Source organism: Cupriavidus sp. C2SS-8b, from assembly GCF_057073745.1.
Genome location: NZ_CP172716.1, coordinates 255,702 through 279,571, shown reverse-complemented (window position 1 = coordinate 279,571; position 23,870 = coordinate 255,702). Strand labels below are relative to the sequence as shown.

Here is a 23,870-nt window from a genome sequence, read left to right as displayed (position 1 = left end):
GCTTCCTTGTTATTGACGCCAGGCCGCGCCGCCCATGCCGGGGACATCGCCCCGCAATCCGCGCAGCCGCCGTCAGTGTTGGTTTGTTCGCAGACATTATCCCACGCCATGTCAGCCGCCCATCCGCCTTCGCCGCCACCCGGCAACGGCGCAGAAGAAGATCGCCGCGCCCTGCGCACGCGCCTGCTCGCGCAGCGCGCCGCCGTACCCGATCGCGCCGTCGCCGAAGCCCGCATCGCCGCCAGCCTGGCGCCGCTGCTCGAACGGCTTGCGATCCGCTGCCTCGGTTTTTACTGGCCCATCCAGCAGGAATTCGATGCGCGCGCCGTCGTGGCTGGGTGGCTCGCCGCGGACGCCAGCCGCCATGCCGCGCTGCCCGCCGTCAGCCGCCCCGGCGTGCCGCTCGACTTCCATCTCTGGACCCCGCAGACGCCGATGACTAAGGGCCACTACGGCATTCCGGTACCGGACGGCACGGACGCGGCGCAGCCCGATGCCCTGCTGATTCCCTGTGTCGGGTACAGCCCCGACAAGTTCCGTCTCGGTTACGGCGGCGGTTTTTACGACCGCACGCTGGCCGCCATGCCGACGCCGCCGGTCGCCATCGGCATCGGCTTCGAGGCCTGCCGCATCGCGCTGCAGGCCCAGGCGCATGATCTGCCGATGGACTGGATCGTCAGCGAAGCCGGCGTGTTCTGACGCCAGCACTAACGGTGAAATAGCGCGAGGCTTTAGGACTCGGTCGGTGCTGGGATCAACTCGTCGACGAGCGTGCGCATGCAGCGCCAGTGCGAGCCTTCCCAGAACACGCGCCGGCAGTGATCGCACGTGACGAAGCGCTCATGGCGCTCCAGCACCGCGGGCGGCACGCGCCCTGCCACGGCTTCGCGCGCTACGTGCTGCAGCGGTACGTTGCAATCGAGGCACAGCGAGAACGGCCGCGCGCTGCGGGCCAGGTCGAGCCGGCTGAAGACCTCGCGCACCTGCGGCGTGGACTTGATCGCGCGCACGTAGCAGCCATGCGTGATGCCGCGGCGCTTGAGCAGCTCGCGGTCGCGCGTCAGCACGACACGACCCTCCTGCACGGCGATGCGCTCGATCTCGCTGTCTTCGAAGTGGTTGTCGTAGAGGGTGTCGAAGCCCATCATGCGCAACAGGTGCGCCAGGCCACCGAGGTGCGCGTCGGCGACAAAGCGCATGACGCGCAGCGGGTGGGCGCGTACCCGCAGCAGCGGGGTGACATCGAGGCATTCGAATTTGGGATAGACCGCAACGCGGTCGCCATCGGCGAGCATACGGTCGAAGACGGACGACTCGCCATTCACGAGAATCAGTTCGACCTCGGTATGCGGCACGCCCAGTGCCTCGATCATGTGCTTGACCGTGGCGGCGCGCGCGCATGGGCAGGACAGGTCACGCCCGCGCTGGTCCGGCGCAAGGAAGTCGTTCAGCTCTTCGTAAAAGCGGAAAGTGGCGGTGACCATGGCGCTGAGTATGACACCGTTGGCGCGGTGTCTGCCCTCATCCCTTCTGGTTCGCCAGCCGTAGCGCCGCTTCCACCGCCCCCTGCGCCCACGGCGTCATCGCCGCGGGCGATTCCAGGCATTCCGGCGGCAGCGTCAGGTAATGGCGCAACGTCACCTCGCCCCTTGACGAGGCATATCGAAACGCATGGCTGCCCTGGGCCTCGAACTGCGCCAGGGTCTTGCCATCGGCCTTGAGATAACACTGCCCGCCGCTGACCAGCGCGAACATCAGCCCGTCATAGAACAGGCCGTGCCCGCCGAACATGCGGCGCGCGGAGATCGCCCCGATGCGCGCCGCCAAGGGCCCCATCAGTTCGAGCAGGTGCTCGATGAAGGGATCGGGTCGGCGCGCGGCCACGCTCAGAGCTTCAGGCGCTGCCAGATCGCCTTGGTGGCGCCGGCTGCGTTGAGCGTATAGAAATGCAGGCCCGGCACGCCGCCAGCCAGCAGCCGTTCGCACAGCGCCGTGACCACGTCCAGTCCGAACGCGCGGATCGACTCGCGGTCGTCGCCGAAGCCTTCGAGCCGCTTGGCCACCCAGCGCGGCACTTCGGAGCCGCACATCTCGGAGAAGCGCATCAGCTGCGAGTAGTTCGTGATCGGCATGATGCCCGGCACGATCGGCACGTCCACGCCCATCGCGCGCGCGTCATCGACGAAGCGGAAGTACGCGTCGGCGTTGAAGAAATATTGCGTGATGGCGGAGTTGGCGCCGGCCTTCACCTTGCGCACGAAGTTCTCCAGGTCATGGCGCGGCGACTTGGCCTGCGGATGGTATTCCGGGTAGGCCGCCACTTCGATCTGGAACCAGTCGCCGGTCTCGGCGCGAATGAACTCCACCAGCTCGTTGGCGTAGCGGAATTCGCCGATCTCGCCCATGCCCGACGGCATGTCGCCGCGCAGCGCGACGATATGGCGGATGCCGCCGTCGCGGTACTGCTGCAGGATCGCGCGGATGCTCTCGCGCGAAGAACCGACGCACGACAGGTGCGGCGCGGCCTCGATGCCTTCGCGCTGGATTTCCAGCACGGTGTCGAGCGTACCCTGCTGCGTGGTGCCGCCTGCGCCGAACGTCACCGAGATGTACTTCGGGTTCAGCGGAGCGAGCTGCGCGCGCGTGTTGCGCAGCTTCTCGGCGCCCTCCGCCGTCTTGGGCGGGAAGAATTCAAAGCTGTAGTAGCGGTCTTGCATGATAGTGGCGCGCCGCGTTGGCGCGGCGCGCTTGGTAGGACCCGCGAGGACCCGCGGCAGTGCGTGGCCGTCAGGCTGCGCGTTCGCCCAGCAGCAGGCTGGACAGCAGCCACGAGATCACGCTGTACAGGATGGAGCCCAGCAGGGCCGCCCCGAAGCCGCCGACCGAGAAGCCCGACAGCAGGTTGCCGACGAACAGGAACAGCAGCGCGTTGATCACGAAGATGAAGAGCCCGAGCGTCAGCACCGTCACCGGCAGCGTCAGGATCACCAGGATCGGCCGTATCAGCGTATTGACCAGGCCCAGCACCAGCGCGGCCAGCATCGCCGAGCCGAAGCTCTTGAGGTGGATCGACGGCAGGATGTACGGCAGCACGAACAGCGACACGGCGTTGATGATCCAGACGATCAGCAGTCTCATGACGGCTCCTTTAATAACATCGGTGGCTGGGTTGCTCCCCTCTTCCATTCATGGGAGAGGGGAGCCCACCCTTCAGATCAATAACGGTAGTGATCAGCCTTGTACGGGCCTTGCTTCTGAACGCCGATGTAGGCCGCCTGCTGCTCGGTCAGTTCCGTCAGCTGCGCGTTCAGCTTCTTGAGCTGCAGGCGGGCGACCTTCTCGTCCAGGTGCTTGGGCAGCGTGTAGACGCCCACCGGGTACTTGCCGCTGTCGCGTTCCTGCCAGAGTTCGATCTGCGCGATGGTCTGGTTGGCGAACGAGCTGCTCATCACGTACGACGGGTGGCCCGTGGCGCAACCCAGGTTCACCAGGCGGCCCTTGGCCAGGATGATCAGCTTCTTGCTCGGTTTGTCGCCAACTGCGGGGAACTTGACGTGGTCGACCTGCGGCTTGATCTCGTCCCATTCGTACTTCTCGATCGAAGCGATGTCGATCTCGTTGTCGAAGTGGCCAATGTTGCAGACGATGGCCTGGTCCTTCATTTTGGCCATATGGTCATGCGTGATGACGTGGTAGTTGCCAGTGCATGTGACGAAGATATCGCCGTGTTCTGCGGCGTAGTCCATGGTGACCACGCGGTAGCCTTCCATCGCGGCCTGCAGTGCGCAGATCGGGTCGATTTCGGTGACCCACACCTGTGCCGACAGCGCACGCAGTGCTTGTGCGCTGCCCTTGCCCACGTCGCCATAGCCCGCGACCACGGCGACCTTGCCGGCGATCATCACATCGGTGGCGCGCTTGATGCCGTCCACCAGCGATTCGCGGCAGCCGTACAGGTTGTCGAACTTGCTCTTGGTGACCGAGTCGTTGACGTTGATGGCCGGGAACTTCAGGTCGCCCTTCTGCGCCATCTGGTACAGGCGGTGCACGCCGGTGGTGGTTTCCTCGGTCACGCCGCGGATGGCGGCCAGGTTGCGGCTGTACCAGCTCGGGTCCTTGGCCAGCTTTTCCTTGATCGCGGCGAACAGGAAGGTCTCTTCCTCGCTGCCCGGATTGGCGATCAGCGAAGCGTCCTTCTCGGCCTTGGCGCCCAGGTGCAGCAGCAGCGTGGCATCGCCGCCGTCGTCCAGGATCATGTTCGGGGTGCCGCCGTCGGCCCAGTCGAAGATGCGGTGCGTGAAGTCCCAGTACTCCTTCAGCGACTCGCCCTTGAACGCGAACACCGGGGTGCCGCCCGCGGCGATCGCGGCAGCGGCGTGGTCCTGCGTCGAGAAGATGTTGCACGAAGCCCAGCGCACATCGGCGCCCAGTGCCGCCAGCGTCTCGATCAACACGGCGGTCTGGATGGTCATGTGCAGCGAACCGGCGATGCGCGCGCCCTTGAGCGGCTGCGCGGCGGCGAATTCGTCGCGGATCGCCATCAGGCCCGGCATTTCGGTTTCGGCGATGGCGATTTCCTTGCGGCCCCAGCCGGCCAGGCCGATGTCGGCCACGAGGTAATCTTGCTTGAGGTCGGTCACAGCGTTCATGTTTCACTCCCGGTGAAGAGTGGACGACGGTGACGGGCGGGGAAATCAGGCCGCGCTTCGTGGAGGCACGAAACGCGATGCGTAACGTGCGCAACACCAATGAAGCGGGCGGATAGGTCGACTCGCCACCGTGCGAACCACGGATCAGCGAGCGCCGTTTGAGACAGTCCGAGCCTGGCGGAGGGCATGTTACGCCACGATCCGTTGCAACGCTCCTCGGAGTGGCGGTATTGTAGCCTGCCGGCGTGAACCCGTGCAAAATGCCGCCGGCTTTTTTCCGCTCACTTCCCTGACATGACCCCGACACCACCCCGCACCCTCACCATCGCAGGCTCCGACTCGGGCGGCGGCGCCGGCATCCAGGCCGACCTCAAGACGTTCTCCGCGCTGGGCTGCTTCGGCATGAGCGCCATCACCGCCATCACCGCGCAGAACACGCTCGGCGTCACCGGCGTGCATGCGATTCCCGCCGACATGGTGGCGGCGCAGATCGACGCGGTGGCCAGCGACATCGGCGTCGATGCAGCCAAGACCGGCATGCTGGGCACCGCGGCCATCGTCGAGGCCGTGGCCGCGGCGGCGGACCGCCACGGCATCCGCAAGCTAGTGGTCGACCCGGTGATGATTTCCACCTCCGGCGCAACGCTTTCCGATGACGCCACCAGCCAGGCCATGGTGCGCCTGCTGTTCCCGCGCGCGGTGCTGGTGACGCCCAACCTGCCCGAGGCCTCCTACCTGCTCGGCCGCACGATCACGCGCCGCGCCGACATGGAGCAAGCCGCCGCCGACCTCATCGCGATGGGCTGTCCCGCCGTGCTGCTCAAGGGCGGCCACCTCGACGACGATGGCCCCGCGAGCGCAAGCGGCGCGCTGGATGACCTGCTGATGCTGGCCGACGGCACCGTACGCGTGTTCACGCATCCGCGCATCGACACGAAGAACCTGCACGGCACCGGCTGCACGCTGGCTGCCGCCATCGCTGCGCAACTGGCACGCGGCGACACACTGGAAGTCGCGGCGGGCAAGGGGCTGGACTATGTGGCGCAGGCGATTGCCGCCGGCGCTGGACTGAGACTGGGTGCGGGCAATGGCCCGCTCAACCACGCCTTCGCACCGCGCGTGCTGGGCTGAACGGAGCCGATATGCAGCCACTGAACGATATCGACCTGCGCGACGACCCCGCTGCCGCGCGCTACGTCAAGGAAGAGCAGGTGCAGGTGATGTTTGCAGCGAAAGCCGGCGAACTGGAGAGCCGCGAAGGCCCCAACCGCTACGGCGTCGGCGATGCCATTGTCACCGGCGCGACCGGCGACCGCTGGGTCGTCTCGCGCGAGCGCTTTGATCCGAAGTACGTGGCCCTGGAGCCCTCGGCACACGGTGAGGACGGCCCTTACCGCAACAAGCCGGTACCCGTGCTGGCCCGGCGCATGGAAGAGGCCTTCAGCATCGCGCGCTCCGACGGCGGCGATGTACTGCACGGCAAGCCGGGCGACTGGCTGATGCAATACGCGCCTGGCGACTACGGCATCACCGAGCAGGCGCGTTTTGCGGCGGTGTACCGCCGCCTGCCCGACTGAATCAGTTGCCGCCGCTGGACAGCGGCACCAGCTTGAACGCCGCGCGTGCGACGCACACCACCGTGCCCGAGGCGTCCTTGACCTCGCCATCGCAGAAGGCGATACGGGCGCCCCGGCGCATGCAGCGGGCTTCGAGCGTCAGCTCGCCCCGCGCCGCGGCCAGGAAATGTGTGGACATATCGATCGTGATGACGCCGGTCTCCGTGGGCGCATGCGAGCGTGCCGCGCCGCTCAGCGTGAAGTCCAGCGCGGCCATCAGCGTACCGCCGTGCACGTCGCCGCGGCTGTTCACGAGTTGCGGGTGCGCCGGCAGGCGCGTGCGGCAATAGTCCGCTTCGATCAGCTCCGGCTGCAGGCCGAAATAGCGCATCAGCGGGACGTCGATGCCGAAGTACGGCTTTTCGGGCGTGCCGGGGGCGGCGGGGACGATTTCGATCGGGCTGGACATGTTGGGAAACGCTCGGTGAGTGGCCGGGGATGCGGCACGACATGATAGCGGCGGGGTCAGATTCGGCTCCCAAGGCTGGGCGAATGTCGCACAAATCTTGGCCTGACTTCAATCCGCGAGGCCAAGCCGATCCTCCAGCTCATCAAGCGTTACTGTGGACTCGCTCCCCGCGCGGACACGTCGGACAGTATTGTCTGCCAGATACAGATCTTCGAGATATCCCAAGCGTTGCATGATGGCTTCGCGTGCATGGGACGTCTTCGTGCGACCTGTCCGCTTGGCTAAGGCTTCCAGGCGTTCCTCAATGTCGGCAGGTAATCGGATGGCAAGCATGACGGGCTCCATAGCGCGCATGGTATCCCGTCAAAGCTCGGGCCGCCTCGCTCTACTGTATGAGGCTTAGCCCGTGGGAAACAGGTTGACCAGATGCGCCACGGCTGCGGGGACGTTATCGGCTTCCGTGATCGCCCGCACAACCGCAGCGCTGCCAACGCCAACCGCGAGCACTTGCTGCATATTGGATGCATTAACCCCGCCAATGCCGACCAGGGACGGAATCACCGGCTGCATCAGCTTCACATACGCCTGGAAACGCCCCATCCCCTGCGGCGCCGTCGGCATGACCTTGGTGGTGGTCGGGAAGATTGCACCCAGAGCCAGATAGCTCGGCCGGATCGCCGCCACGCGCACCATTTCGGCATAGCCGTGCGTGGACACGCCCAAGCGCAGACCTGACGCACGCAAGGCGTCGAGATCGGCCTCGTCCAGGTCTTCCTGCCCGAGGTGGATGCCGTAGATGCCGCTGTCGCCGCCGCTGGCGGCATGCAGTTCGACCGCAATCCGCCAGTGGTCATTGATAAACAACCGCGACTGCGACCCCTTCGCGGCCTGCGCTGCACGCGCGACTTCCGCACGCACCGCAGCGGGATCCTCCGATTTGAAACGCAACTGCACAGTAGGCACACCCAGCGGCACCAGCTTCTCAATCCATTCGGCGCTCGGCACCACGGCGTAAAGGCCGAGCGCCGGCGGGCACGGCGCAAAAGCCGGCACGGTAGCCTCGGGCGCCACCAGGGCGGCATGGCGCACACGCGGGAAGCGTTCGAACTCCGTCGGCCATTCCGCCGATCCCGGACGCCACGCACGTGCCAGGCACAGCGCGTCATGCGCGGGGAAATGCAGCGACAGGCTGGCCAGCAGCACCGCGACGAACGCCGGCGAGTGCGCATGGTCATCGTCCGCGCGAGCGGAAAGCACCCACGTGCCCATCGGCGAACGCACGGTGTCGATCCAGTGGCCGCCTTCGCGATCGGTCTCGATCAGCGTTGCGCCCGCCGCGGCCACGCGTGCGATCACGTCGGCATCGGCTTCGCCATCCGACAACAGCACGTCGTGCACGCCAGGGCTGGCGGGCGCGTCGGCGAGTCGCCATGCCTGCCACGGGTGATCGGACACGCCAAACGTTTCGCCGTAGTGCTCCAGCACGGCCTGGCGCAGCGGGCCGTCGCTGGCGGCATGGATCGCGTGGCGGGTCATGCGCGATGCTCCGCGCCTTCGGCGTGCCAGAACGGCATGCCGACCACCGGGGTGCTGGCCTGCGCGACTTCGCGCTCGGGCATCGGCCCCGCCAGGTAGGCAATGCGGCCCGCTTCCACGGCCTGCGCGAACGCGCGCGCCATGTTGACCGGATAGGCGGCCTGCGCCACGGCGGTATTCAGCAGCACGCCGTCATAACCCCACTCCAGCACCTGCGCCGCGTGCGACGGCAGGCCCAGGCCCGCGTCGACGATCAGCGGCGTGTCCGGCAGGCGCTCGCGCAGCACGCGCATCGCGTGCGGGTTGACGGCGCCGCGGCCGGTGCCGATCGGCGCGGCCCACGGCATCAGCGCCTGGCAGCCCACATCGAGCAGGCGGCGGCACAGCACCAGGTCTTCCGTGCAGTACGGCAGCACCTTGAAGCCCTCCTTGATCAGCGTTTCCGCCACCGCGGGCAGGTTCAGCGTGTCGGGCTGCAGCGTGTAGTCATCGCCGATCAGCTCCAGCTTGATCCAGTCGGTCTCGAACACCTCGCGCGCCATCATGGCGGTGGTGATGACCTCTTGCGGCGCAAAGCAGCCGGCGGTGTTGGGCAGCACGGGCACACCCAGCGCCTTCAGCATCTGCCAGAAGGCCTGGCCGCCCTCGCCTTCGCCCACCGCGCCCTGGCGGCGCAGCGCCACGGTCACCATGGCCGGGCGCGAGATTTCCACGGCCGCCTGCAGCGTGGCCGGCGACGGATAGCGGGCCGTGCCCAGCAGCAGGCGCGAGTCGAAGGACTCGCCATAAAGCACGAATGGGTCGCGCAGGGTTTCTGTTGGTTCGAATGTCATGGGGTCAGCCTCCCGTCACGGGTTGGACGAGGTCGATGCGGTCGCCGGCCGCGAGGAGCGTGGCCGCGTGCGCCGCGCGCGGCACGAACTGGCCGTTGACCGCCGCGGCGAACGGCGGGGCAATCTTGGCCGCGACCACCGCGTCCGCCAGCGTGGCGGCGTCGGCGACAGCGAGGGGGCGGCCATTCAGCAGGATATCCATGGGTTCAGCTTCAGTGCAGCAGGCCGGTGCGGCCTACGGGGGCCTCGGCGAGTGCGGGTGTTTCCGTCACGGCCTCGATCATGCCTGGCCAGCGCAGGGCGGCCGGCACCGCATGCGCGGCCGGGTCATCGTTGAGCAGCGCGTTCACCACCTCGCACGCCGCCTCGGTCACTGCCGGTGCGATCAGGAAACCGTGCCGGTACAGCCCGTTCACGCGCACCACGCGCGCCTGCTGGTCCACGCGGATCGCGGGCAGGTGGTCGGGGCGCGTAGGGCGGCGCTGCACGTTCAGTTCAAGCACGCGCGCCTCCCCAAATGCCGGATGCAGAGAATGCGCCGCCGACAACAGCTCCAGCGCGGAACGCACGCTCATCGGCGAATCGTCCTCGCTTTCCAGCTCGGTGGCGCCGATCACGTACAGGTCATTGGGCTTGGGCGCGATATAGATCGGATAGCGTGGATGCAGCAGGCGCACCGGGCGGTGCAGCTTCACGTCGGGCGCATGCACGCGCACGACTTCGCCACGCAGCCCGCGCAGGCCCGGCATCGCGCTTCGACCGTCCTTGCCCGGCTCGGCGGGCCATGCCGCGCGCGCACCAAGGCCGCGGCAGTCGAGCACTACGCGTGCGCGAATGCCAAGCGATGGCAGCATTGCGACGTCTACATCTCCGGCTTCCCACACGCAATGCACGCCGTCGCTGACCGCGCACGACAGCAGCGCGCGCAGCGCCCCGCGATTGTCGAGCTGGCCTTCGCCGGACAGCAGCAAGCCTTGGGGAAAACGTCCCGCCAGCGCGGGCTCGATCTCGGCCACGCCTTTGCCGTCCAGCGCGCGCATGCGCTGCGCCACCAGTTCCGGCGGCGCTACGGCACGCACCCTGCTCGTGAACAGGGACATTTCGCCGCGGTCGCGCGCATGCCATACCACGAGCGTACCGTCCTCCTGGAAGAACACGGGCTCGCGCAGCTGCATGAGCCAGGCGCGCCAGAGGCCGACGCTGGCGATGCCGAGATCGACGATACGTCGCTCGGCAATCGCCGACTCCGCGAGCGGCGCCAGCATGGCGGCCGCGACGTGCGCGGCCGACCCGGAGCCGTCCGGGCTGCCGCGCTCGACCAGCGCCACGCGCACGCCCTGGCGCTCGAGAAGCCAGGCGGCCAGCCGCCCGGCCAGGCCGGCACCGAGGATGGCGACATCAAAGGACTGCACTGCTGTCATGGATGTGTGCCGGCTACCAGCGCAATCGACGCGGCTTCCGGCCTCCTTTTACGGATAGCCCGCCGCGCGGGGCGCTGCGCGACAGGCGGAACGAACGGGGGCACGGTTGCGAACCGTGCCCGTACTGCCTTACGAGTAGATCTTGCTGCCCTTCTTCAGGAACTCGATCGACTTCTCTTCCATGCCCTGCTGCGCTTCCTTCGCCTCCTTCGGCAATGAGGCCGCGTAGTCGCGCACTTCCTGCGTGATCTTCATCGAGCAGAACTTCGGCCCGCACATCGAGCAGAAGTGGGCGATCTTGGCGCCTTCGGCCGGCAGCGTGGCGTCGTGGTACGAGCGCGCGCGTTCCGGGTCCAGGCCCAGGTTGAACTGGTCTTCCCAGCGGAACTCGAAACGTGCCTTGGACAGCGCGTTGTCGCGCAGCTGCGCGCCGGGCCAGCCCTTGGCCAGGTCGGCGGCGTGGGCAGCGATCTTGTAGGTGATGATGCCTTCGCGCACGTCTTCCTTGTCCGGCAGGCCCAGGTGCTCCTTCGGCGTCACGTAGCACAGCATGGCGGTGCCCATCCAGCCGATATTGGCCGCGCCGATGCCGCTGGTGATGTGGTCGTAGCCCGGGGCGATGTCGGTCACGAGCGGTCCGAGCGTGTAGAACGGCGCTTCGTAGCAGTGCTTCAGCTCTTCATCCATATTGGCCTGGATGCGCTGCAGCGGCACGTGGCCCGGGCCTTCGATCATGACCTGCACGTCGTGCTTCCACGCCTTGGCGGTCAGCTCGCCGAGCGTGCGCAGTTCGCCGAACTGGGCGTCGTCGTTCGAGTCGGCGATGCAACCCGGACGCAGGCCGTCGCCGAGGCTGAACGACACGTCGTAGGCCTTCATGATTTCGCAGATCTCGTCGAAGTGCGTGTACAGGAAGTTTTCCTTGTGGTGCGCCAGGCACCACTTGGCCATGATCGAGCCGCCGCGCGAGACGATGCCCGTCACGCGGTCCGCCGTCAGCGGCACGTAGCGCAGCAGCACGCCGGCGTGGATCGTGAAGTAGTCCACGCCCTGCTCGGCCTGCTCGATCAGCGTGTCGCGGAACATCTCCCAGGTCAGGTCCTCTGCGATGCCACCGGTCTTGTCGAGCGCCTGGTAGATCGGCACCGTGCCGATGGGCACCGGCGAGTTGCGCAGGATCCATTCACGGGTTTCGTGGATGTGCTTGCCGGTCGAGAGGTCCATGATGGTGTCGGCGCCCCAGCGGATCGACCACACCATCTTTTCCACTTCCTCGGCCAGCGACGACGTCACCGCGGAGTTGCCCAGGTTGCCGTTGATCTTGACGCGGAAATTGCGCCCGATCGCCATCGGCTCCAGCTCGGTGTGGTTGATGTTGGCGGGGATGATCGCGCGGCCCGTGGCGATCTCGTTGCGCACGAATTCCGGCGTGATGTCTTCCGGACGCAGCGGCAGGCCCGCGCCCAGCGCGTTGCCCGGGTGCTGGCGCAGCAGCGCCTTGTATTCCGGCTTGTCGTACAGCGCCTGCAGGTTCAGCGACTCGCGCAGCGCCACGTATTCCATTTCCGGCGTGATGATGCCCTTGCGCGCATAGTGCATCTGCGACACGTTGGCGCCGGCCTTGGCGCGGCGCGGGTTGGTCAGCTGGGCGAAGCGCAGGTGCGCGGTGGCGGGGTCGTTGGCGCGGTCACGGCCGTATTCCGACGACAGGCCCTTGAGAATTTCAGTGTCGCCGCGCTCATCGATCCACTTCGCGCGCAGCGCCGGCAGGCCGGCCTTCAGGTCGATATGCACGTCCGGGTCGCTGTACGGGCCCGAGGTGTCGTAGACGGGGATCGGCGGGTTGGGCATATCGCCCTTCTCGGTACGCGTGGACGTCTGCAGGATGGTACGCAGCGGCACGCGGATGTCCGGGCGGCTGCCGGTCAGGTAGGTCTTGCTGGAAGCCGGGTAGGCGAATTTCTGGTCGAGATCGCTTTCGAGCGATTCGAAGGAAGCAGCGGGGGCAGTACGGGCCATGGGTGTCGTCCTCTCTCTTGCGGGGTGGACGAAACCAGGAGCCCTGTGAGCGCCGCCGGGGCCTGAGGCCTGGAGGCGAGTCCCGGAGGGACAAGAGCGTTTGGTCTTGCTAGAAACTTCCCACGCCGGCATTAACCGGATCGGGTTCGAAGGGACTCTCTCAGCTCGCACGGCCCATCCGTACGGCACCCCTGTTTCATCCAACGGGGTGAATTTAAGCACAAGCCCCCGGCCGGCGCCAGTGCCAGTTCCCACTCATTCGTGGTGCCACAGCTGTGCGCAGGAGTATCGAATTGCCGATGTTGCACCGCAAGAATCGACGACAGGGGCACAACGGCGCACTCTTGTGGCGGCTACGTGCTCTACCATTCAATCAAACGGCCCGATCCAGGAGACATCATGACCGACGCCGCCACGCATCGCGTCTTCAACCAGGTGCCGGATCTCGTGCACTACAACCTCTTTGGCTGCGATCCAATCGTCAGCGACGCTCTGGAGCGACTTGGCGGCGGCTGGCATAGCGCGGCGCTGGCCGGCTATGGCGCGCGCCTGGGCGAGCCAGAGGTGCAGGCCTGGGCCGCCGATGCCAACCGGTACGCGCCCGAACTGCATACGCACAGCCGCACCGGCGAACGCATCGACCAAGTCACTTTCCACCCGAGCTGGCATGCGCTGCTGTCGCTGCTGCGCAGCCAGCAACTGCAGGCGCTGCCGTTTGCCGAACCGCGCGCGGGCGCCTGGATAGCGCGCACGGCGGGCTATTTCCTGCAGGCGCAGGTCGAGTCGGGGTCGCTGTGCCCGACCACGATGACGTTCGCGAGCATTCCCGTGCTGCGTAAGGAAACCGCGCTGATCGCCGAGCTCGAACCGCGCCTGTATGCGAAGGACCATGATGCGCGCGACCTGCCGTGGCGCGACAAGACCGCCATCATGATCGGCATGGGCATGACCGAGAAACAGGGCGGCTCGGACGTGCGCGCCAATTCCACCGTGGCCCGCCCCGTGCGCGGCGAAGGCCGTGGCGCCGAATACCTGCTGACGGGCCACAAGTGGTTCTTCTCGGCGCCGATGTGCGATGCGCACCTTGTGGTCGCGCGCATGGGCGCCGAAGACGGGCCGCTGTCGTGCTTCTCCGTGCCGCGCTTTCGCGACGACGGCAGCAAGAACCCGATCCTGATCCAGCGCCTGAAGGACAAGCTCGGCAACCGCTCCAACAGCAGCAGCGAAGTCGAGTTCCGCGAGGCCAGCGGCATCCTAATCGGCGAGGAAGGCCGCGGCATCCCGACCATCATCGAGATGGCGACCAGCACGCGGCTCGACTGCGTGATCGGCAGCGCCGCGATCCTGCGCGCCGCCTACGTCCAGGCGCTGCACCACACGCGCCACCGCAGCGCGTTCGGCCGCCTGCTGGCCGACCAGCCGCTGATGCGCAACGTCCTGGCCGACCTTGCGCTCGAAAGCGAGGCCGCCACGCTGCTGATGATGGAACTGGCCCATGCGTTCGAGCACGCCGACAACCCGCTTGCCGCGGCGTGGAAACGCGTGGTGACGCCCGCAGCCAAGTTCTGGATCTGCAAGCGCGCGATCGAGGCGACCGGCGAGGCCATGGAAGTCTGGGGCGGCAACGGCTATGTCGAGGACGGCCCGATGGCGCGCCTCTATCGCGAAGCGCCGGTCAATTCGATCTGGGAGGGCTCGGGCAATATCATGTGCCTGGACGTGCTGCGCGCGATCCAGCGCACGCCCGATGACGCGGCGCTGCTGCTGCAGGACCTGTCGCGCCGCGCCACGTCCCACCCGGCCGTGCGCGCGGAGCTGGATTCGCTCCAGGCCATGCTGCGCGAGCCGGCGGATCAACTGGAAGCGAATGCCCGCCGCTTTGCACAGGGACTGGTGCTGGCCGCACAGGCCGCCTTGATGCTCGAACATGCCGACGCCGAAAACGCCGAAGCGTTTATCGCGAGCCGGCTGGGCCGGCAGCATGGGCGCGTGTTCGGCACGCTCGACCTCGATGCCGAGGCCCTGAAGCGGGTGTTCGAGCGCGGCTGGAGCGCCTGAAGCCGGTACCGTGCCTCAGGCTTCCATGGGCTCGCGGATGCGCAGCAGCACGCGCGGCGCATAGCGGATCAGGTCGTGCGCGCGCTCGCCGATCATGATGGCGGGCGCGTTGGTGTTGCCGCCGACCAGCGTCGGCATGATCGAGGCGTCGACCACGCGCAGGCCTTCGACCCCGCGCACGCGCAGTTGCGGATCGACCACGGCCAGCGCGTCCATGCCCATGCGGCACGTGCCCACCGGATGATAGATCGTGTCGGCGCGTTCGCGAATCATCTCGCGCACGGCCGCATCGTCGCTGCCGTCAGCATGCAGGTGCGCGGAATACAACTCGCGGCCGCCAAAGCACGCAAGCTGCGGCTGGGCAAAGATCTGCCGCACGATTTTCACGCCGGCGACCATGTCGTCGAGATCGCGCGGATCGGAAAGATAGCCGGGATCGATGCGCGGCGCGCGCCGCATGTCGGGCGATGCGAGCCGCACTTCGCCGCGGCTGCGCGGGCGCAGCACGCACACATGGCAGGAATAGCCATGGCCAAAGCGGATCGTGCGCATATGGTCGTCGGCCATGCCCACCACGAAATGCAGCTGCAGGTCGGGCTCGGCCAGCTCGGGACGGCTGCGCAGGAACGCGCCGGCCTCGGCAAAGTTCGAACTCATCATGCCCGCACGCTCGCGCCGGTAGCGCAGCATCTCGGACAGCATGTGCATGGCGCCGCCCAGCGACAGGCCGAACAGTTCGGGCGCGGCCACGCGCTTGTGCAGGATGATGTCGAGATGGTCCTGCAGGTTGCCGCCCACGCCGGGCAGGTCATGCACCACCGGTATGCCATGTTCTCGCAGGTGCGCCGCAGGCCCAACGCCGGAGGCCATCAGCAGCTGTGGCGAGCCGAAGGTGCCGGCCGACAGGATCACGTCGCGGCGCGCGCGCAGCAGGTGCTGGCGGCCGTTGCGCACAGCCAGTACGCCCACCGCATGCCTGCCCTCGAACACAATGCGCAGCACCTGCATGCCGGTCAGCACGTGCAGGCCGGCACGTCCGCCGTTACAGGCCTTGTCGCGTGCGTTGCCGCCATGCAGGTAGGCACGCGCTGCGTTCCAGCGCTCGCCCTCATGCTGCGTGACCTGGTACCAGCCGACACCTTCCTGCTCCTCGCCGTTGAAGTCGTCGTTGCGCACATAGCCGGCCTGCTGCGCGGCGTCGATGAAATGCTGGCCGAATGGATTCGGCGTGCGCAGGTCCGACACATGGAGCGGCCCCGTGCCGCCATGCAGCGGATCGTCGTCGCTGCCCGCCACGCGCGCATTGCACTCGGCGCGGCGGAAGTACGGCAGCACGTCGTCCCAGGACCAGCCGTCGCAACCCATGGCGGCCCAGTCGTCGTAATCCGCCGGACGGCCGCGCGTGTAGATCATGGCGTTGATCGACGAACTGCCGCCCAGCCCGCGTCCTCGCGGCTGGAAGCCGCGCCTGCCGTTCAGGCCCGGCTGGGGCACGGTCTCGTAGGCATAGTTGCGCGCGCCGGCGCGCGGCAGCAATGCTGCGGCGCCCGCGGGTGTGCGCACCAGCACATGGTGGTCGTGATGGCCTGCTTCGATCAGCGCGATACTGTCGCTGCCGCTGTCGGCCAGGCGCCCGGCCAGCGCGCATCCGGCCGAACCCGCGCCGACAATGACATAGTCATACGTGGTTTCCATCTGTCTCCCCGCGACCCCGGAGATTGCGGCGGGGCGTGCGCCCTCTGCCCGCCCCGGAGGATGGCAAGCCATGAAGACCAGTGTAGGCGCTGGCGTAGCGCGAAGTGAAGGCCGGTGGCTACGCGCCTTGCAGCGTCGCAGGGCGCGCGGGACGGTCAGGAAACCAGCATCGGCCGGCTCAGCATGCGCGACAGCACGGCTTCCGGCGAGTGGGTATGGTCCGAGATGGCCTTCGGATCCAGGTAGATGGTCTGCTCCATCATCGCGCGGCCACGCATGGCCGCATGCAGCAACTGGTCGCTGAAGACGATCCAGGTCGATCCGGGCGGGAAGTGGAATTCCTGCTGCGGCACGCTGGCCTGATAGTCCAGGTCCGCCTTGGCCAGATCGTGCAGCTGCAGCATGCGATGGTCATATTCGGAACGCGTGCGCTTGGTGATGTGAAGCAGCTTCATCAGCGCCGCCTGCCCGGGCCACATGCCGCGGGTCTTCGGCACGAAGCGCTGCGCAAAATCGGCAAACGGCTCGCCCACGCGCCACACGCGCGGCGCTTCCGGATCGATGTTGTGGAACACGCGCAGCAGGCGCTTGCCGAGCAGCGGATTCGACGGGAAGGAATCGACGTGCAGGCGGGTGTCGTCCTTGCGCCAGCTGACGGCGCGGCCGGCAATCTGGCTCGGCCGCAGCGACGTGCCCGCGCGCGTCATGTACGGGCCGTACTCTGGGAACAGCGACAGCACCAGCTTTTCGCTGAATTCGGCATAGCGGTGGATCAGGCGGTACAGGTCGGCGAGGTCCTGTTCGGTGCCCTGCGCGCCGCGCACGGCGGTATCGGTGGCGCGCAGGTTGATGTTCTTCGACTTGCCGTCCGAATAGCGGCTGTCGAGAAAGCGTTCCTCGCCCGGCTCGAAGCGGAAGTGCAGGTCCGGGAAATACAGCACCGCGCCTTGCTCGAGTTGCCGGCGCAGGTCCGCCTGCGTCGCGGCATCCACCGCGGGCGACCAATCGGTGTATGGCTGCGGGCGGATCAGGTCGAGTTTTTCGGAAGAGGTAGCGGATGGCATGGGCTTTCTCGGTTTGCCGGATGGGCGGATTCTACCGCGCCATTTCTGCGTGATGATTTGATCACAACCATGCGCCGGCAAGTTACCCAATAAAAAACCCCGCTGACCGGCAGCCAGCGGGGTTTTTACCTCGGTACAGCGACCTTGCTTACAGGCCGGCCGCTGCGCGCAGCACCGCTGCCTTATCGGTCGCTTCCCACGAGAATTCCGGCTCTTCGCGGCCAAAATGGCCGTAAGCGGCGGTCTTCTCGTAGATCGGGCGCAGCAGGTCCAGCATCTGCACGATGCCCTTCGGGCGCAGGTCGAAATGTTCCTGCACCAGTTCGGCGATCTTGTCGTCAGGGATCTTGCCGGTGCCTTCGGTGTAGACGGTCACGTTGATCGGGCGCGCCACGCCAATGGCGTAGCTCACCTGCACCTGGCACTGGCGCGCCAGGCCGGCGGCGACCACGTTCTTGGCCACGTAGCGGGCGGCGTAGGCGGCCGAACGGTCGACCTTCGACGGATCCTTGCCCGAGAACGCGCCGCCGCCGTGCGGCGAGGCGCCGCCGTAGGTATCGACAATGATCTTGCGGCCGGTCAGGCCGCAATCGCCTTGCGGACCGCCGATCACAAAGCGCCCGGTCGGGTTCACCAGGTACTTGGTGTCCTTGAGCATCTCGGGCGGCAGCACCGGTTTGATGATTTCCTCGATCACGGCTTCGCGGATCTGCGCCTGGGTGATGTCCGGGGCATGCTGCGTCGACAAGACCACAGTGTCCACGCTGTGCGGACGGCCGTCGACATAGCGCACCGTGACCTGCGACTTGGCATCCGGACGCAGCCAGGGCAGGCGGCCGTCGCGGCGCAGTTGCGACTGGCGTTCGACCAGGCGGTGCGAATAATAGATCGGGAACGGCATCAGTTCCGGGGTCTCGTCGCAGGCGTAGCCAAACATCAGGCCCTGGTCGCCGGCACCCTGGTTCAGGTAGTCGTCGGAGGCGCGGTCCACGCCCTGGGCGATGTCGGGCGATTGCTTGTCGTACGCGACCAGCACCGCACAGCCCTTGTAGTCGATGCCGTAATCGGTGTTGTCGTAACCGATGCGCTTGATGGTGTCGCGTGCGACCTGGATGTAGTCGACGTTGGCCGTAGTGGTGATTTCCCCGGCCAGCACGACCAGCCCGGTGTTGCAGAGCGTCTCGGCAGCCACGCGCGCGTACTTGTCCTGTGCCAGGATGGCGTCCAGGACCGCGTCGGAAATCTGGTCTGCGACCTTGTCGGGATGGCCTTCGGAGACGGACTCCGAAGTGAAAAGGAAGTCGTTTGCCACGAACTTGTTCTCCAGGGTTGGCTATTGCGTGCCTGCCTGTCGGGTCATGGCGGCGACGCTTTAGCGGTATTTTCAGGCCGCCCGGTTAGAGCGGTATCGCCCCGCAAGTTGTCAGTTAACTCGGCGATACACGCTATTATACGCGCCTGCCGGCACAATGCAGGCAGTGGCCCCGGGGCCACCGTGCGCCGGCATACGCCGGTGCGATCCATGGTTAGCGGCAGGAATCGCCGGGATCCTGAGCCCTGCATGAATATTTGAGGCTGCTTCGCAGATCGGCTCCCGCCGGGAGCCCCCACCGCCACGTTCGATGACTTTCCTGTTCTGGCTGATTTCCCGCCTTCCGCTGCGCCTGCTCCAGGCGATCGGCGGTACGCTCGGACTGCTGGCCGCCCGCCTGCCGGGCCGCTACGGAAGTCGGCTGCGGGAGAACTTTCTGCTTGCCTACCCGGACGCAACCGAATCGATGATCGCCGACGCAGCGCGCTCGGCCGGGTGCATGGCGCTGGAAATGCCCTACTTCTGGAGCCGCAAGAAGATTGGCGCCAAGTTGTATGGCTTCGACGATTACCTCTGGCCGGAACTGGAAAGGCTGCAGGCGCGCGGCCACGGCCTCATTATCCTGACGCCTCATCTCGGCTGCTTCGAAGTGCTGCCGCAATCGCACGCCTTGTTGCGCCCGGTGACGGCATTGTTCAAGCCGCCTCACCAGGTCTGGCTGCGCGACTGGATCGAACGCATGCGCACCCGGCCAAACCTGGCAATGGCCCCCGCCACGCCGCGCGGCGTGCGCATGCTGGTCAAGGCGCTCAAGCGCGGACAGGCCGTAGGCATCCTGCCGGATCAGGTGCCAAGCGGCGGCGAGGGCCACTGGGCACCGTTTTTTGGCAAACCCGCCTACACCATGGCGCTGGTGCATCGCCTGCAGCAACTGACGCGCGCCCCGGTGGCCGCCATCTTCGGCGAACGCCTGCCGCGCGGCGCCGGCTATCGCGGCCATCTTCGCATCATCAACGATGGCGGCATGTTGCCCGAAGATCCGGCTGAAGCCGCCGCCGTTATCAACCGCACCATCGAGGAACTCGTGGCGATTGCCCCCACGCAGTACCTCTGGAGCTACAACCGTTACAAGACCCCGTCCGGCATGGAGCGTCCGCCCCACGCGCTGCCGGCCACCGAATCCTCCCACTCATGAGCCGTATCTTTACGTGGCTTGGCATTGGTCTGCTGACCGTGCTGGGCAAATTGCCTTATCCACTGGTGGCCCGTTTTGGCGAAGGGCTGGGCAGCCTGCTTTACCGCGTGCCCAGCAGCCGGCGCCGCATCGTGCAGGCCAACCTGCGCACCGCTTTTCCTGACAAAGGCGAGGCCGAGATCGACGCGCTGTCGCGCGAGTCATTTCGCACCGTGTTCCGCAGCTTTGCCGAGCGCGGCATTTTCTGGACCGGCAGCGAAGCCCAGATGCGCCGCTGGGTGCAGATCGACGACCAGGCCGATCTCGTCGCCATGGACGGAACGCCGCACATCCTCGTCACGCTGCATCTGTCCGGCGTAGAGGCCGGCGCGATCCGCCTGACCATCCACCTGCGCGACCATGTAGGCCGCTCGGGCGCGTCGCTGTACACGACGCAGAAGAACACGCTGTTCGACGGCTTCCTCAAGCATGCGCGCGGCCGCTTCGGCGCCAAGATGATCTCGCGCGGCGACAGCGCGCGCGACATCCTGCGCTGCCTGAAGAAAGGCGAGGCGCTGCAGCTGATCGCCGACATGGACTTCGGCGAACGTGATTCGGAATATGTCGAGTTCTTCGGCGTGCAGGCGCTGACGCTGACTTCCGTGTCGCGCCTGGCCCGCATGACGGGGGCCAAGGTGGTGCCCATCTACACGGAGATGCTGCCCGACTACCAGGGCTACGTGCTGCGCATCCTGCCGGCCTGGGAAAACTATCCCGGCGACAGCGTGGCCGAGGACACGCGCCGCATGAACGCCTTCTTCGAGGACTGCATCCGACCGCGCGTGGCCGAGTACTACTGGGTCCACAAGCGCTTCAAGAACCGCCCGGCCGGCGAACCGTCGATCTACTGACCGCGGCCGGCAGGCCCGGCCTTGCACGACTACAATTCGCACCATGAAACTCCAGTTCACCAAGATGCACGGTGCCGGCAACGACTTCGTCGTGCTCGACGGCATCCACCAGCAACTCGACCTGACCACCGGGCAGTGGCGCGCGCTCGCCAGCCGGCATTTCGGCGTGGGCGCCGACCAGATGTTGGTGGTGGAAAAGCCGACCCGCGACGATGTCGATTTCCGCTACCGCATCTTCAATGCCGACGGCAGCGAGGTGGAGCACTGCGGCAACGGCGCGCGCTGCTTCGTGCGCTTTGTCACCGACAAGGGCATGACCGACAAGCGCTCGGTGCGCGTCGAGGTCATGAACGGCATCATCACGCTGACGCTGCAAGATGACGGCCAGGTCACGGTGGACATGGGCGCACCCGAACTGGAACCGGCCCGCGTGCCGTTCCGCGCCGAAGGCCTGCCCACGCGCGCGCAGGGCGAAGACACCCTCTACGGGCTGGAGGTCAACGGCCGCACGGCGTGGATATCGGCGGTGTCGATGGGCAATCCGCACGCCGTGCAGGTGGTCGACCATGTCGAGGACTTCCCGGTGCTCCAGGACGGCCCGATCGTGGAAAACCACCCCACTTTCCCGAACCGCGTCAATGCCGGCTTCCTGGAAGTGGTCGACCGCCATACCGCCCGCCTGCGCGTGTACGAACGCGGCGCCGGCGAAACCCTGGCATGCGGCACCGGCGCCTGCGCGGCGGTCGTCGCCGGCATCCGCCGGGGGCTGCTGGACTCGCCGGTCAAGGTACACACGCACGGCGGCGACCTGAGCATAGCCTGGGACGGCGCCGCCACGCCCGTGCGCATGACCGGCCCCGCTACCACGGTGTTCGAAGGCACGATTGACCTGGCCGCCCTGCCAGCGTGACCATAGGGGCCTGTGCGCCCCGCTCCGCTTCATCGCTGCGTGACTGCGGCGGGGCTTCCGAACGAAACGATGGAGCCCCTATGCCGCTGGACGACTACCGCATCACCTCGGGCAAGCGCTTCAGCCTTGCCGGCTTCGACCCCGGAAGCAAGCCATTTTCACTAGGCGGCAAGCAGGAAGACCAGGCGCGCATCGCGCAGATCAGCGAGGAACTGGATCTCGAACAGGACATCTTCTACGCCGAGCACCGGCGCAAGATCCTGGTCGTGCTGCAAGGCATGGACACCAGCGGCAAGGATGGCACCGTGCGTTCGGTGTTCCGCAGCTTCGATCCGCTTGGCATCCGCGTGGTCAGTTTCAAGGCCCCGACCGCGGAAGAGCTTGCGCGCGACTACCTTTGGCGCGTCCACCTGCAAGTACCCAAATCCAGCGAGATCGTACTGTTCAACCGCAGCCACTACGAAGACGTGCTGATCACGCGCGTGCATGGCTGGATCAATGATGACGAATGCGAGCGGCGCTACCGGCAGATCCGCGCATTCGAGACGCTGCTGACCGAGACCGGCACCACCATTGTGAAATGCTTCCTGCACATCTCGAAGGACGAGCAGAAGTCGCGCCTGGAAGCTCGCCTGGCCGATCCGCAGAAGCAGTGGAAATTCGATCCGACCGACCTGGCCGAGCGCAAGCACTGGAAGGCCTACATGAACGCCTACGAGTCAGCCATTGCCGCCACCAGCACGCCGGAGTGCCCGTGGTACGTCGTGCCGGCGGACTCCAAGACCCACCGCAACCTGATGGTGGCCGAAATCCTGTCCGAGGTGTTCCGCCAGCTCAAGCCGGCTTATCCGCCGCCGCAGCCCGATCTGGACAAGGTCAAGATCGAGTAGCGCGATCGCGGCAGCGGCACCGCTGCCGCGTCACTCGTTGTCGCCGTTGCCGCGATGCACGTCGTGGGTCATGAACGGGTGCTCCCGGCTGGGCATCGCCAGCCATTTCGGATGGCGCAGCGTGTCGCGGATATCGTCGAGCCCGCTGGACCAGTGCTCCTGCATCGCGAGCAAGCCGAACTGGTAGTCCTTGGCGCTGTTCTCGAACGACTTGTCGCGGTAGATCAGCTGGATCACGTTGCGGCGCGCATCGCACGCATGCTCGGCCGCGCGGCGATACCAGTCGCTGTCGCGCTTGGACGGCGGCACCAGCGCCATCACTTCGCTGAGCATGCGCCGGAAATTCTGCTGCTCGCGCATGTAGTCGGTGATCGTGCGCGTACGGCTGGAGTACTGGATGTCCTTCTGCCGCTCGGCCACTTCGCTGAGGTCATGCGGCAGCTTGCCGCGCGCGCTCCACAGGTCCACCTGGAAGATCAGCGCATCGCGGCGCGGCTGGGCGGCGAGCACTTCGGCCAGCGGCGTGTTCGAAACCAGCCCGCCGTCCCAGTAGTACTCGCCCTCGATCTCCACCGCGGGGAACCCCGGCGGCAGCGCGCCGGAAGCCATGAAGTGCTCGGGAAGCAGCGTGTCGCGCGTATTGTCGAAATAGGCGAAGTTGCCGGTCCGGACATTGACCGCGCCCACCGACACCCGCATCTCCTTGGGCCGGTTGATCAGGTCGAAGTCGGCAAAACGCTCGAGCGTGGCCTTGAGCGGCGTGGTGTCGTAGTAGCTGGCGCGCGTCGGGTCGGTATAGCGCGTGACCAGTTCCAGCCAGTTGCGCGGCATGAAGAAGCCGCGCTGGCCTTCGAACATCGCGCGCGCGGCGTGCAGGCCGTCGAACCAGACGCGCAGCGGTTCGGGCCAGGACTCCGCATTCTCGAACATGTTCGAATGCGCAAGGCTGGGGAGCCACGGCTGCGCGCAGATGTATTCCCAGAACGCGCGCAACTGCTCCACGCGCCGCTCGGGCGGATTGCCGGCGATGATCGCTGCATTCAGCGCCCCGATGGAGATGCCGGCGACCCAGTTCGGGTAGATGCCGCCTTCCGTCAGGCCCTGGTAGACGCCAGCCTGGTAAGCACCGAGCGCGCCGCCACCCTGCAGCACCAGCGCGCGCACGGCGTAGGCCTCGTGGGGTGGGCGTCCCGGTTCGGGGCCCTTGGGCAAGTCCTCCGCGGGCCCGCACGGATCTACCTGTGCCTTGCGCTTGCGCGCGGGCTTTGCTCGTGCTCCAGCTTCCTGCGTTTCCTGCCGCTCTTTGCCCGCCACGCCATGCTCCTTGCCAAGTGAAGAGTCCTGCTACGGCGCCGCCCGCCCGGGACCGTTCC

Annotated in this window: 24 protein-coding genes and 2 riboswitches; of the genes, 8 read left to right on the top strand and 16 right to left on the bottom strand. The window is 66.8% G+C overall.

What is annotated here, in order from left to right:
- The first annotated feature begins 108 nt into the window (after positions 1-108).
- Positions 109-699, top strand: coding sequence for a 5-formyltetrahydrofolate cyclo-ligase (locus tag ACIGJB_RS01245; RefSeq protein ID WP_483731034.1), 591 nt, complete (start codon positions 109-111; stop codon positions 697-699).
- A gap of 32 nt (positions 700-731) precedes the next feature.
- On the opposite strand, the gene ACIGJB_RS01240 is transcribed toward ACIGJB_RS01245, so the two are convergent.
- The 5 genes from ACIGJB_RS01240 to ahcY form a co-directional block, all read right to left on the bottom strand.
- Complete coding sequence (locus tag ACIGJB_RS01240; protein ID WP_483731033.1) at positions 732-1,484, bottom strand: Mut7-C RNAse domain-containing protein; 753 nt, start codon at positions 1,482-1,484, stop codon at positions 732-734.
- Positions 1,485-1,521: 37 nt separating this feature from the next.
- On the bottom strand, positions 1,522-1,884 hold the full coding sequence (locus tag ACIGJB_RS01235) for a TfoX/Sxy family protein (protein ID WP_483731032.1): 363 nt from the start codon (positions 1,882-1,884) through the stop codon (positions 1,522-1,524).
- Between the two features lie 2 nt (positions 1,885-1,886).
- Positions 1,887-2,717, bottom strand: coding sequence for a methylenetetrahydrofolate reductase [NAD(P)H] (gene metF / locus ACIGJB_RS01230; protein WP_483710198.1), 831 nt, complete (start codon positions 2,715-2,717; stop codon positions 1,887-1,889).
- Between the two features lie 70 nt (positions 2,718-2,787).
- The gene (locus ACIGJB_RS01225) at positions 2,788-3,138 is read right to left on the bottom strand and encodes a phage holin family protein (protein ID WP_011296404.1); all 351 of its coding nucleotides are present in this window, start codon (positions 3,136-3,138) and stop codon (positions 2,788-2,790) included.
- A gap of 77 nt (positions 3,139-3,215) precedes the next feature.
- Positions 3,216-4,649 carry an adenosylhomocysteinase gene (ahcY, locus tag ACIGJB_RS01220; RefSeq protein ID WP_483731031.1) on the bottom strand — a complete coding sequence of 478 codons (1,434 nt, stop codon included), beginning with the start codon at positions 4,647-4,649 and terminating at the stop codon, positions 3,216-3,218.
- A gap of 142 nt (positions 4,650-4,791) precedes the next feature.
- Positions 4,792-4,873, bottom strand: a riboswitch (S-adenosyl-L-homocysteine riboswitch).
- A 70-nt stretch (positions 4,874-4,943) separates the two neighbouring features.
- Between ahcY and thiD the strand changes: the two genes are divergently transcribed.
- A complete protein-coding gene (gene thiD / locus ACIGJB_RS01215; RefSeq protein ID WP_483731030.1) occupies positions 4,944-5,780 on the top strand; it encodes a bifunctional hydroxymethylpyrimidine kinase/phosphomethylpyrimidine kinase in 837 nt (278 codons plus the stop codon).
- An 11-nt stretch (positions 5,781-5,791) separates the two neighbouring features.
- Positions 5,792-6,226 (top strand): PGDYG domain-containing protein, encoded by a 435-nt coding sequence (locus ACIGJB_RS01210; RefSeq protein WP_483731029.1) that lies wholly within the window; start codon positions 5,792-5,794, stop codon positions 6,224-6,226.
- A gap of 1 nt (position 6,227) precedes the next feature.
- On the opposite strand, the gene ACIGJB_RS01205 is transcribed toward ACIGJB_RS01210, so the two are convergent.
- The 7 genes from ACIGJB_RS01205 to thiC all read right to left on the bottom strand — a co-directional run bounded on the left by ACIGJB_RS01205 (position 6,228) and on the right by thiC (position 12,483).
- On the bottom strand, positions 6,228-6,674 hold the full coding sequence (locus ACIGJB_RS01205) for a PaaI family thioesterase (protein WP_483731028.1): 447 nt from the start codon (positions 6,672-6,674) through the stop codon (positions 6,228-6,230).
- A gap of 108 nt (positions 6,675-6,782) precedes the next feature.
- Positions 6,783-7,007, bottom strand: a complete 225-nt coding sequence (gene relB / locus ACIGJB_RS01200) for a type II toxin-antitoxin system RelB family antitoxin (RefSeq protein WP_483731027.1) — start codon at positions 7,005-7,007, stop codon at positions 6,783-6,785.
- Between the two features lie 66 nt (positions 7,008-7,073).
- Positions 7,074-8,210, bottom strand: coding sequence for a thiamine phosphate synthase (locus tag ACIGJB_RS01195; protein WP_483731026.1), 1,137 nt, complete (start codon positions 8,208-8,210; stop codon positions 7,074-7,076).
- Positions 8,207-9,043, bottom strand: a complete 837-nt coding sequence (locus ACIGJB_RS01190; protein WP_483731025.1) for a thiazole synthase — start codon at positions 9,041-9,043, stop codon at positions 8,207-8,209. The genes ACIGJB_RS01195 and ACIGJB_RS01190 overlap by 4 nt, the downstream gene beginning before the upstream one ends.
- A gap of 4 nt (positions 9,044-9,047) precedes the next feature.
- A complete protein-coding gene (gene thiS / locus ACIGJB_RS01185; protein WP_483731024.1) occupies positions 9,048-9,245 on the bottom strand; it encodes a sulfur carrier protein ThiS in 198 nt (65 codons plus the stop codon).
- A 10-nt stretch (positions 9,246-9,255) separates the two neighbouring features.
- Positions 9,256-10,464, bottom strand: a complete 1,209-nt coding sequence (locus tag ACIGJB_RS01180; protein ID WP_483731023.1) for an FAD-dependent oxidoreductase — start codon at positions 10,462-10,464, stop codon at positions 9,256-9,258.
- 129 nt (positions 10,465-10,593) lie between these two features.
- On the bottom strand, positions 10,594-12,483 hold the full coding sequence (gene thiC, locus ACIGJB_RS01175; protein WP_483731022.1) for a phosphomethylpyrimidine synthase ThiC: 1,890 nt from the start codon (positions 12,481-12,483) through the stop codon (positions 10,594-10,596).
- Between the two features lie 100 nt (positions 12,484-12,583).
- A riboswitch (TPP riboswitch) is annotated at positions 12,584-12,686 on the bottom strand.
- A gap of 196 nt (positions 12,687-12,882) precedes the next feature.
- Here thiC and ACIGJB_RS01170 point away from each other — a divergent pair.
- On the top strand, positions 12,883-14,541 hold the full coding sequence (locus ACIGJB_RS01170; protein ID WP_483731021.1) for an acyl-CoA dehydrogenase family protein: 1,659 nt from the start codon (positions 12,883-12,885) through the stop codon (positions 14,539-14,541).
- 15 nt (positions 14,542-14,556) lie between these two features.
- Here ACIGJB_RS01170 and ACIGJB_RS01165 read toward each other — a convergent pair whose 3' ends face one another.
- The 3 genes from ACIGJB_RS01165 to metK form a co-directional block, all read right to left on the bottom strand.
- On the bottom strand, positions 14,557-16,236 hold the full coding sequence (locus ACIGJB_RS01165) for a GMC family oxidoreductase (protein ID WP_483731020.1): 1,680 nt from the start codon (positions 16,234-16,236) through the stop codon (positions 14,557-14,559).
- Between the two features lie 155 nt (positions 16,237-16,391).
- A complete protein-coding gene (gene kdoO, locus ACIGJB_RS01160; protein ID WP_483731019.1) occupies positions 16,392-17,300 on the bottom strand; it encodes a Kdo hydroxylase KdoO in 909 nt (302 codons plus the stop codon).
- A 148-nt stretch (positions 17,301-17,448) separates the two neighbouring features.
- Positions 17,449-18,612, bottom strand: a complete 1,164-nt coding sequence (gene metK / locus ACIGJB_RS01155) for a methionine adenosyltransferase (protein WP_483731018.1) — start codon at positions 18,610-18,612, stop codon at positions 17,449-17,451.
- Between the two features lie 310 nt (positions 18,613-18,922).
- Between metK and ACIGJB_RS01150 the strand changes: the two genes are divergently transcribed.
- From ACIGJB_RS01150 to ACIGJB_RS01135, 4 genes are all read left to right on the top strand, one after another.
- Positions 18,923-19,807 (top strand): lysophospholipid acyltransferase family protein, encoded by an 885-nt coding sequence (locus ACIGJB_RS01150; RefSeq protein ID WP_483731017.1) that lies wholly within the window; start codon positions 18,923-18,925, stop codon positions 19,805-19,807.
- Entirely contained in the window at positions 19,804-20,697 is an 894-nt protein-coding gene (locus tag ACIGJB_RS01145; RefSeq protein ID WP_483731016.1) for a lipid A biosynthesis lauroyl acyltransferase, read from the top strand. Before ACIGJB_RS01150 ends, ACIGJB_RS01145 begins: the two co-directional genes overlap by 4 nt.
- 43 nt (positions 20,698-20,740) lie before the next feature.
- A complete protein-coding gene (gene dapF / locus ACIGJB_RS01140; RefSeq protein ID WP_483731015.1) occupies positions 20,741-21,607 on the top strand; it encodes a diaminopimelate epimerase in 867 nt (288 codons plus the stop codon).
- Positions 21,608-21,687: 80 nt separating this feature from the next.
- Positions 21,688-22,497 (top strand): polyphosphate kinase 2 family protein, encoded by an 810-nt coding sequence (locus ACIGJB_RS01135; protein ID WP_483731014.1) that lies wholly within the window; start codon positions 21,688-21,690, stop codon positions 22,495-22,497.
- A 30-nt stretch (positions 22,498-22,527) separates the two neighbouring features.
- On the opposite strand, the gene ACIGJB_RS01130 is transcribed toward ACIGJB_RS01135, so the two are convergent.
- Entirely contained in the window at positions 22,528-23,709 is a 1,182-nt protein-coding gene (locus ACIGJB_RS01130) for a patatin-like phospholipase family protein (protein ID WP_483732371.1), read from the bottom strand.
- Positions 23,710-23,870 lie beyond the last annotated feature (161 nt).

Bases quoted from the DNA above. Each gene is read 5' to 3' on its own strand.
- thiS (WP_483731024.1), bottom strand. From the start codon at position 9,245: ATGGATATCCTGCTGAATGGCCGCCCCCTCGCTGTCGCCGACGCCGCC.
- dapF (WP_483731015.1), top strand. From the start codon at position 20,741: ATGAAACTCCAGTTCACCAAGATGCACGGTGCCGGCAACGACTTCGTC.
- ACIGJB_RS01245 (WP_483731034.1), top strand. From the start codon at position 109: ATGTCAGCCGCCCATCCGCCTTCGCCGCCACCCGGCAACGGCGCAGAA.
- ACIGJB_RS01205 (WP_483731028.1), bottom strand. From the start codon at position 6,674: ATGTCCAGCCCGATCGAAATCGTCCCCGCCGCCCCCGGCACGCCCGAA.
- relB (WP_483731027.1), bottom strand. From the start codon at position 7,007: ATGCTTGCCATCCGATTACCTGCCGACATTGAGGAACGCCTGGAAGCC.
- ACIGJB_RS01170 (WP_483731021.1), top strand. From the start codon at position 12,883: ATGACCGACGCCGCCACGCATCGCGTCTTCAACCAGGTGCCGGATCTC.
- metF (WP_483710198.1), bottom strand. From the start codon at position 2,717: ATGCAAGACCGCTACTACAGCTTTGAATTCTTCCCGCCCAAGACGGCG.
- ACIGJB_RS01225 (WP_011296404.1), bottom strand. From the start codon at position 3,138: ATGAGACTGCTGATCGTCTGGATCATCAACGCCGTGTCGCTGTTCGTG.
- ACIGJB_RS01210 (WP_483731029.1), top strand. From the start codon at position 5,792: ATGCAGCCACTGAACGATATCGACCTGCGCGACGACCCCGCTGCCGCG.
- kdoO (WP_483731019.1), bottom strand. From the start codon at position 17,300: ATGCCATCCGCTACCTCTTCCGAAAAACTCGACCTGATCCGCCCGCAG.
- ahcY (WP_483731031.1), bottom strand. From the start codon at position 4,649: ATGAACGCTGTGACCGACCTCAAGCAAGATTACCTCGTGGCCGACATC.
- ACIGJB_RS01145 (WP_483731016.1), top strand. From the start codon at position 19,804: ATGAGCCGTATCTTTACGTGGCTTGGCATTGGTCTGCTGACCGTGCTG.
- thiD (WP_483731030.1), top strand. From the start codon at position 4,944: ATGACCCCGACACCACCCCGCACCCTCACCATCGCAGGCTCCGACTCG.
- ACIGJB_RS01190 (WP_483731025.1), bottom strand. From the start codon at position 9,043: ATGACATTCGAACCAACAGAAACCCTGCGCGACCCATTCGTGCTTTAT.
- ACIGJB_RS01240 (WP_483731033.1), bottom strand. From the start codon at position 1,484: ATGGTCACCGCCACTTTCCGCTTTTACGAAGAGCTGAACGACTTCCTT.
- thiC (WP_483731022.1), bottom strand. From the start codon at position 12,483: ATGGCCCGTACTGCCCCCGCTGCTTCCTTCGAATCGCTCGAAAGCGAT.
- ACIGJB_RS01135 (WP_483731014.1), top strand. From the start codon at position 21,688: ATGCCGCTGGACGACTACCGCATCACCTCGGGCAAGCGCTTCAGCCTT.
- ACIGJB_RS01165 (WP_483731020.1), bottom strand. From the start codon at position 16,236: ATGGAAACCACGTATGACTATGTCATTGTCGGCGCGGGTTCGGCCGGA.
- ACIGJB_RS01150 (WP_483731017.1), top strand. From the start codon at position 18,923: ATGACTTTCCTGTTCTGGCTGATTTCCCGCCTTCCGCTGCGCCTGCTC.
- ACIGJB_RS01195 (WP_483731026.1), bottom strand. From the start codon at position 8,210: ATGACCCGCCACGCGATCCATGCCGCCAGCGACGGCCCGCTGCGCCAG.
- ACIGJB_RS01180 (WP_483731023.1), bottom strand. From the start codon at position 10,464: ATGACAGCAGTGCAGTCCTTTGATGTCGCCATCCTCGGTGCCGGCCTG.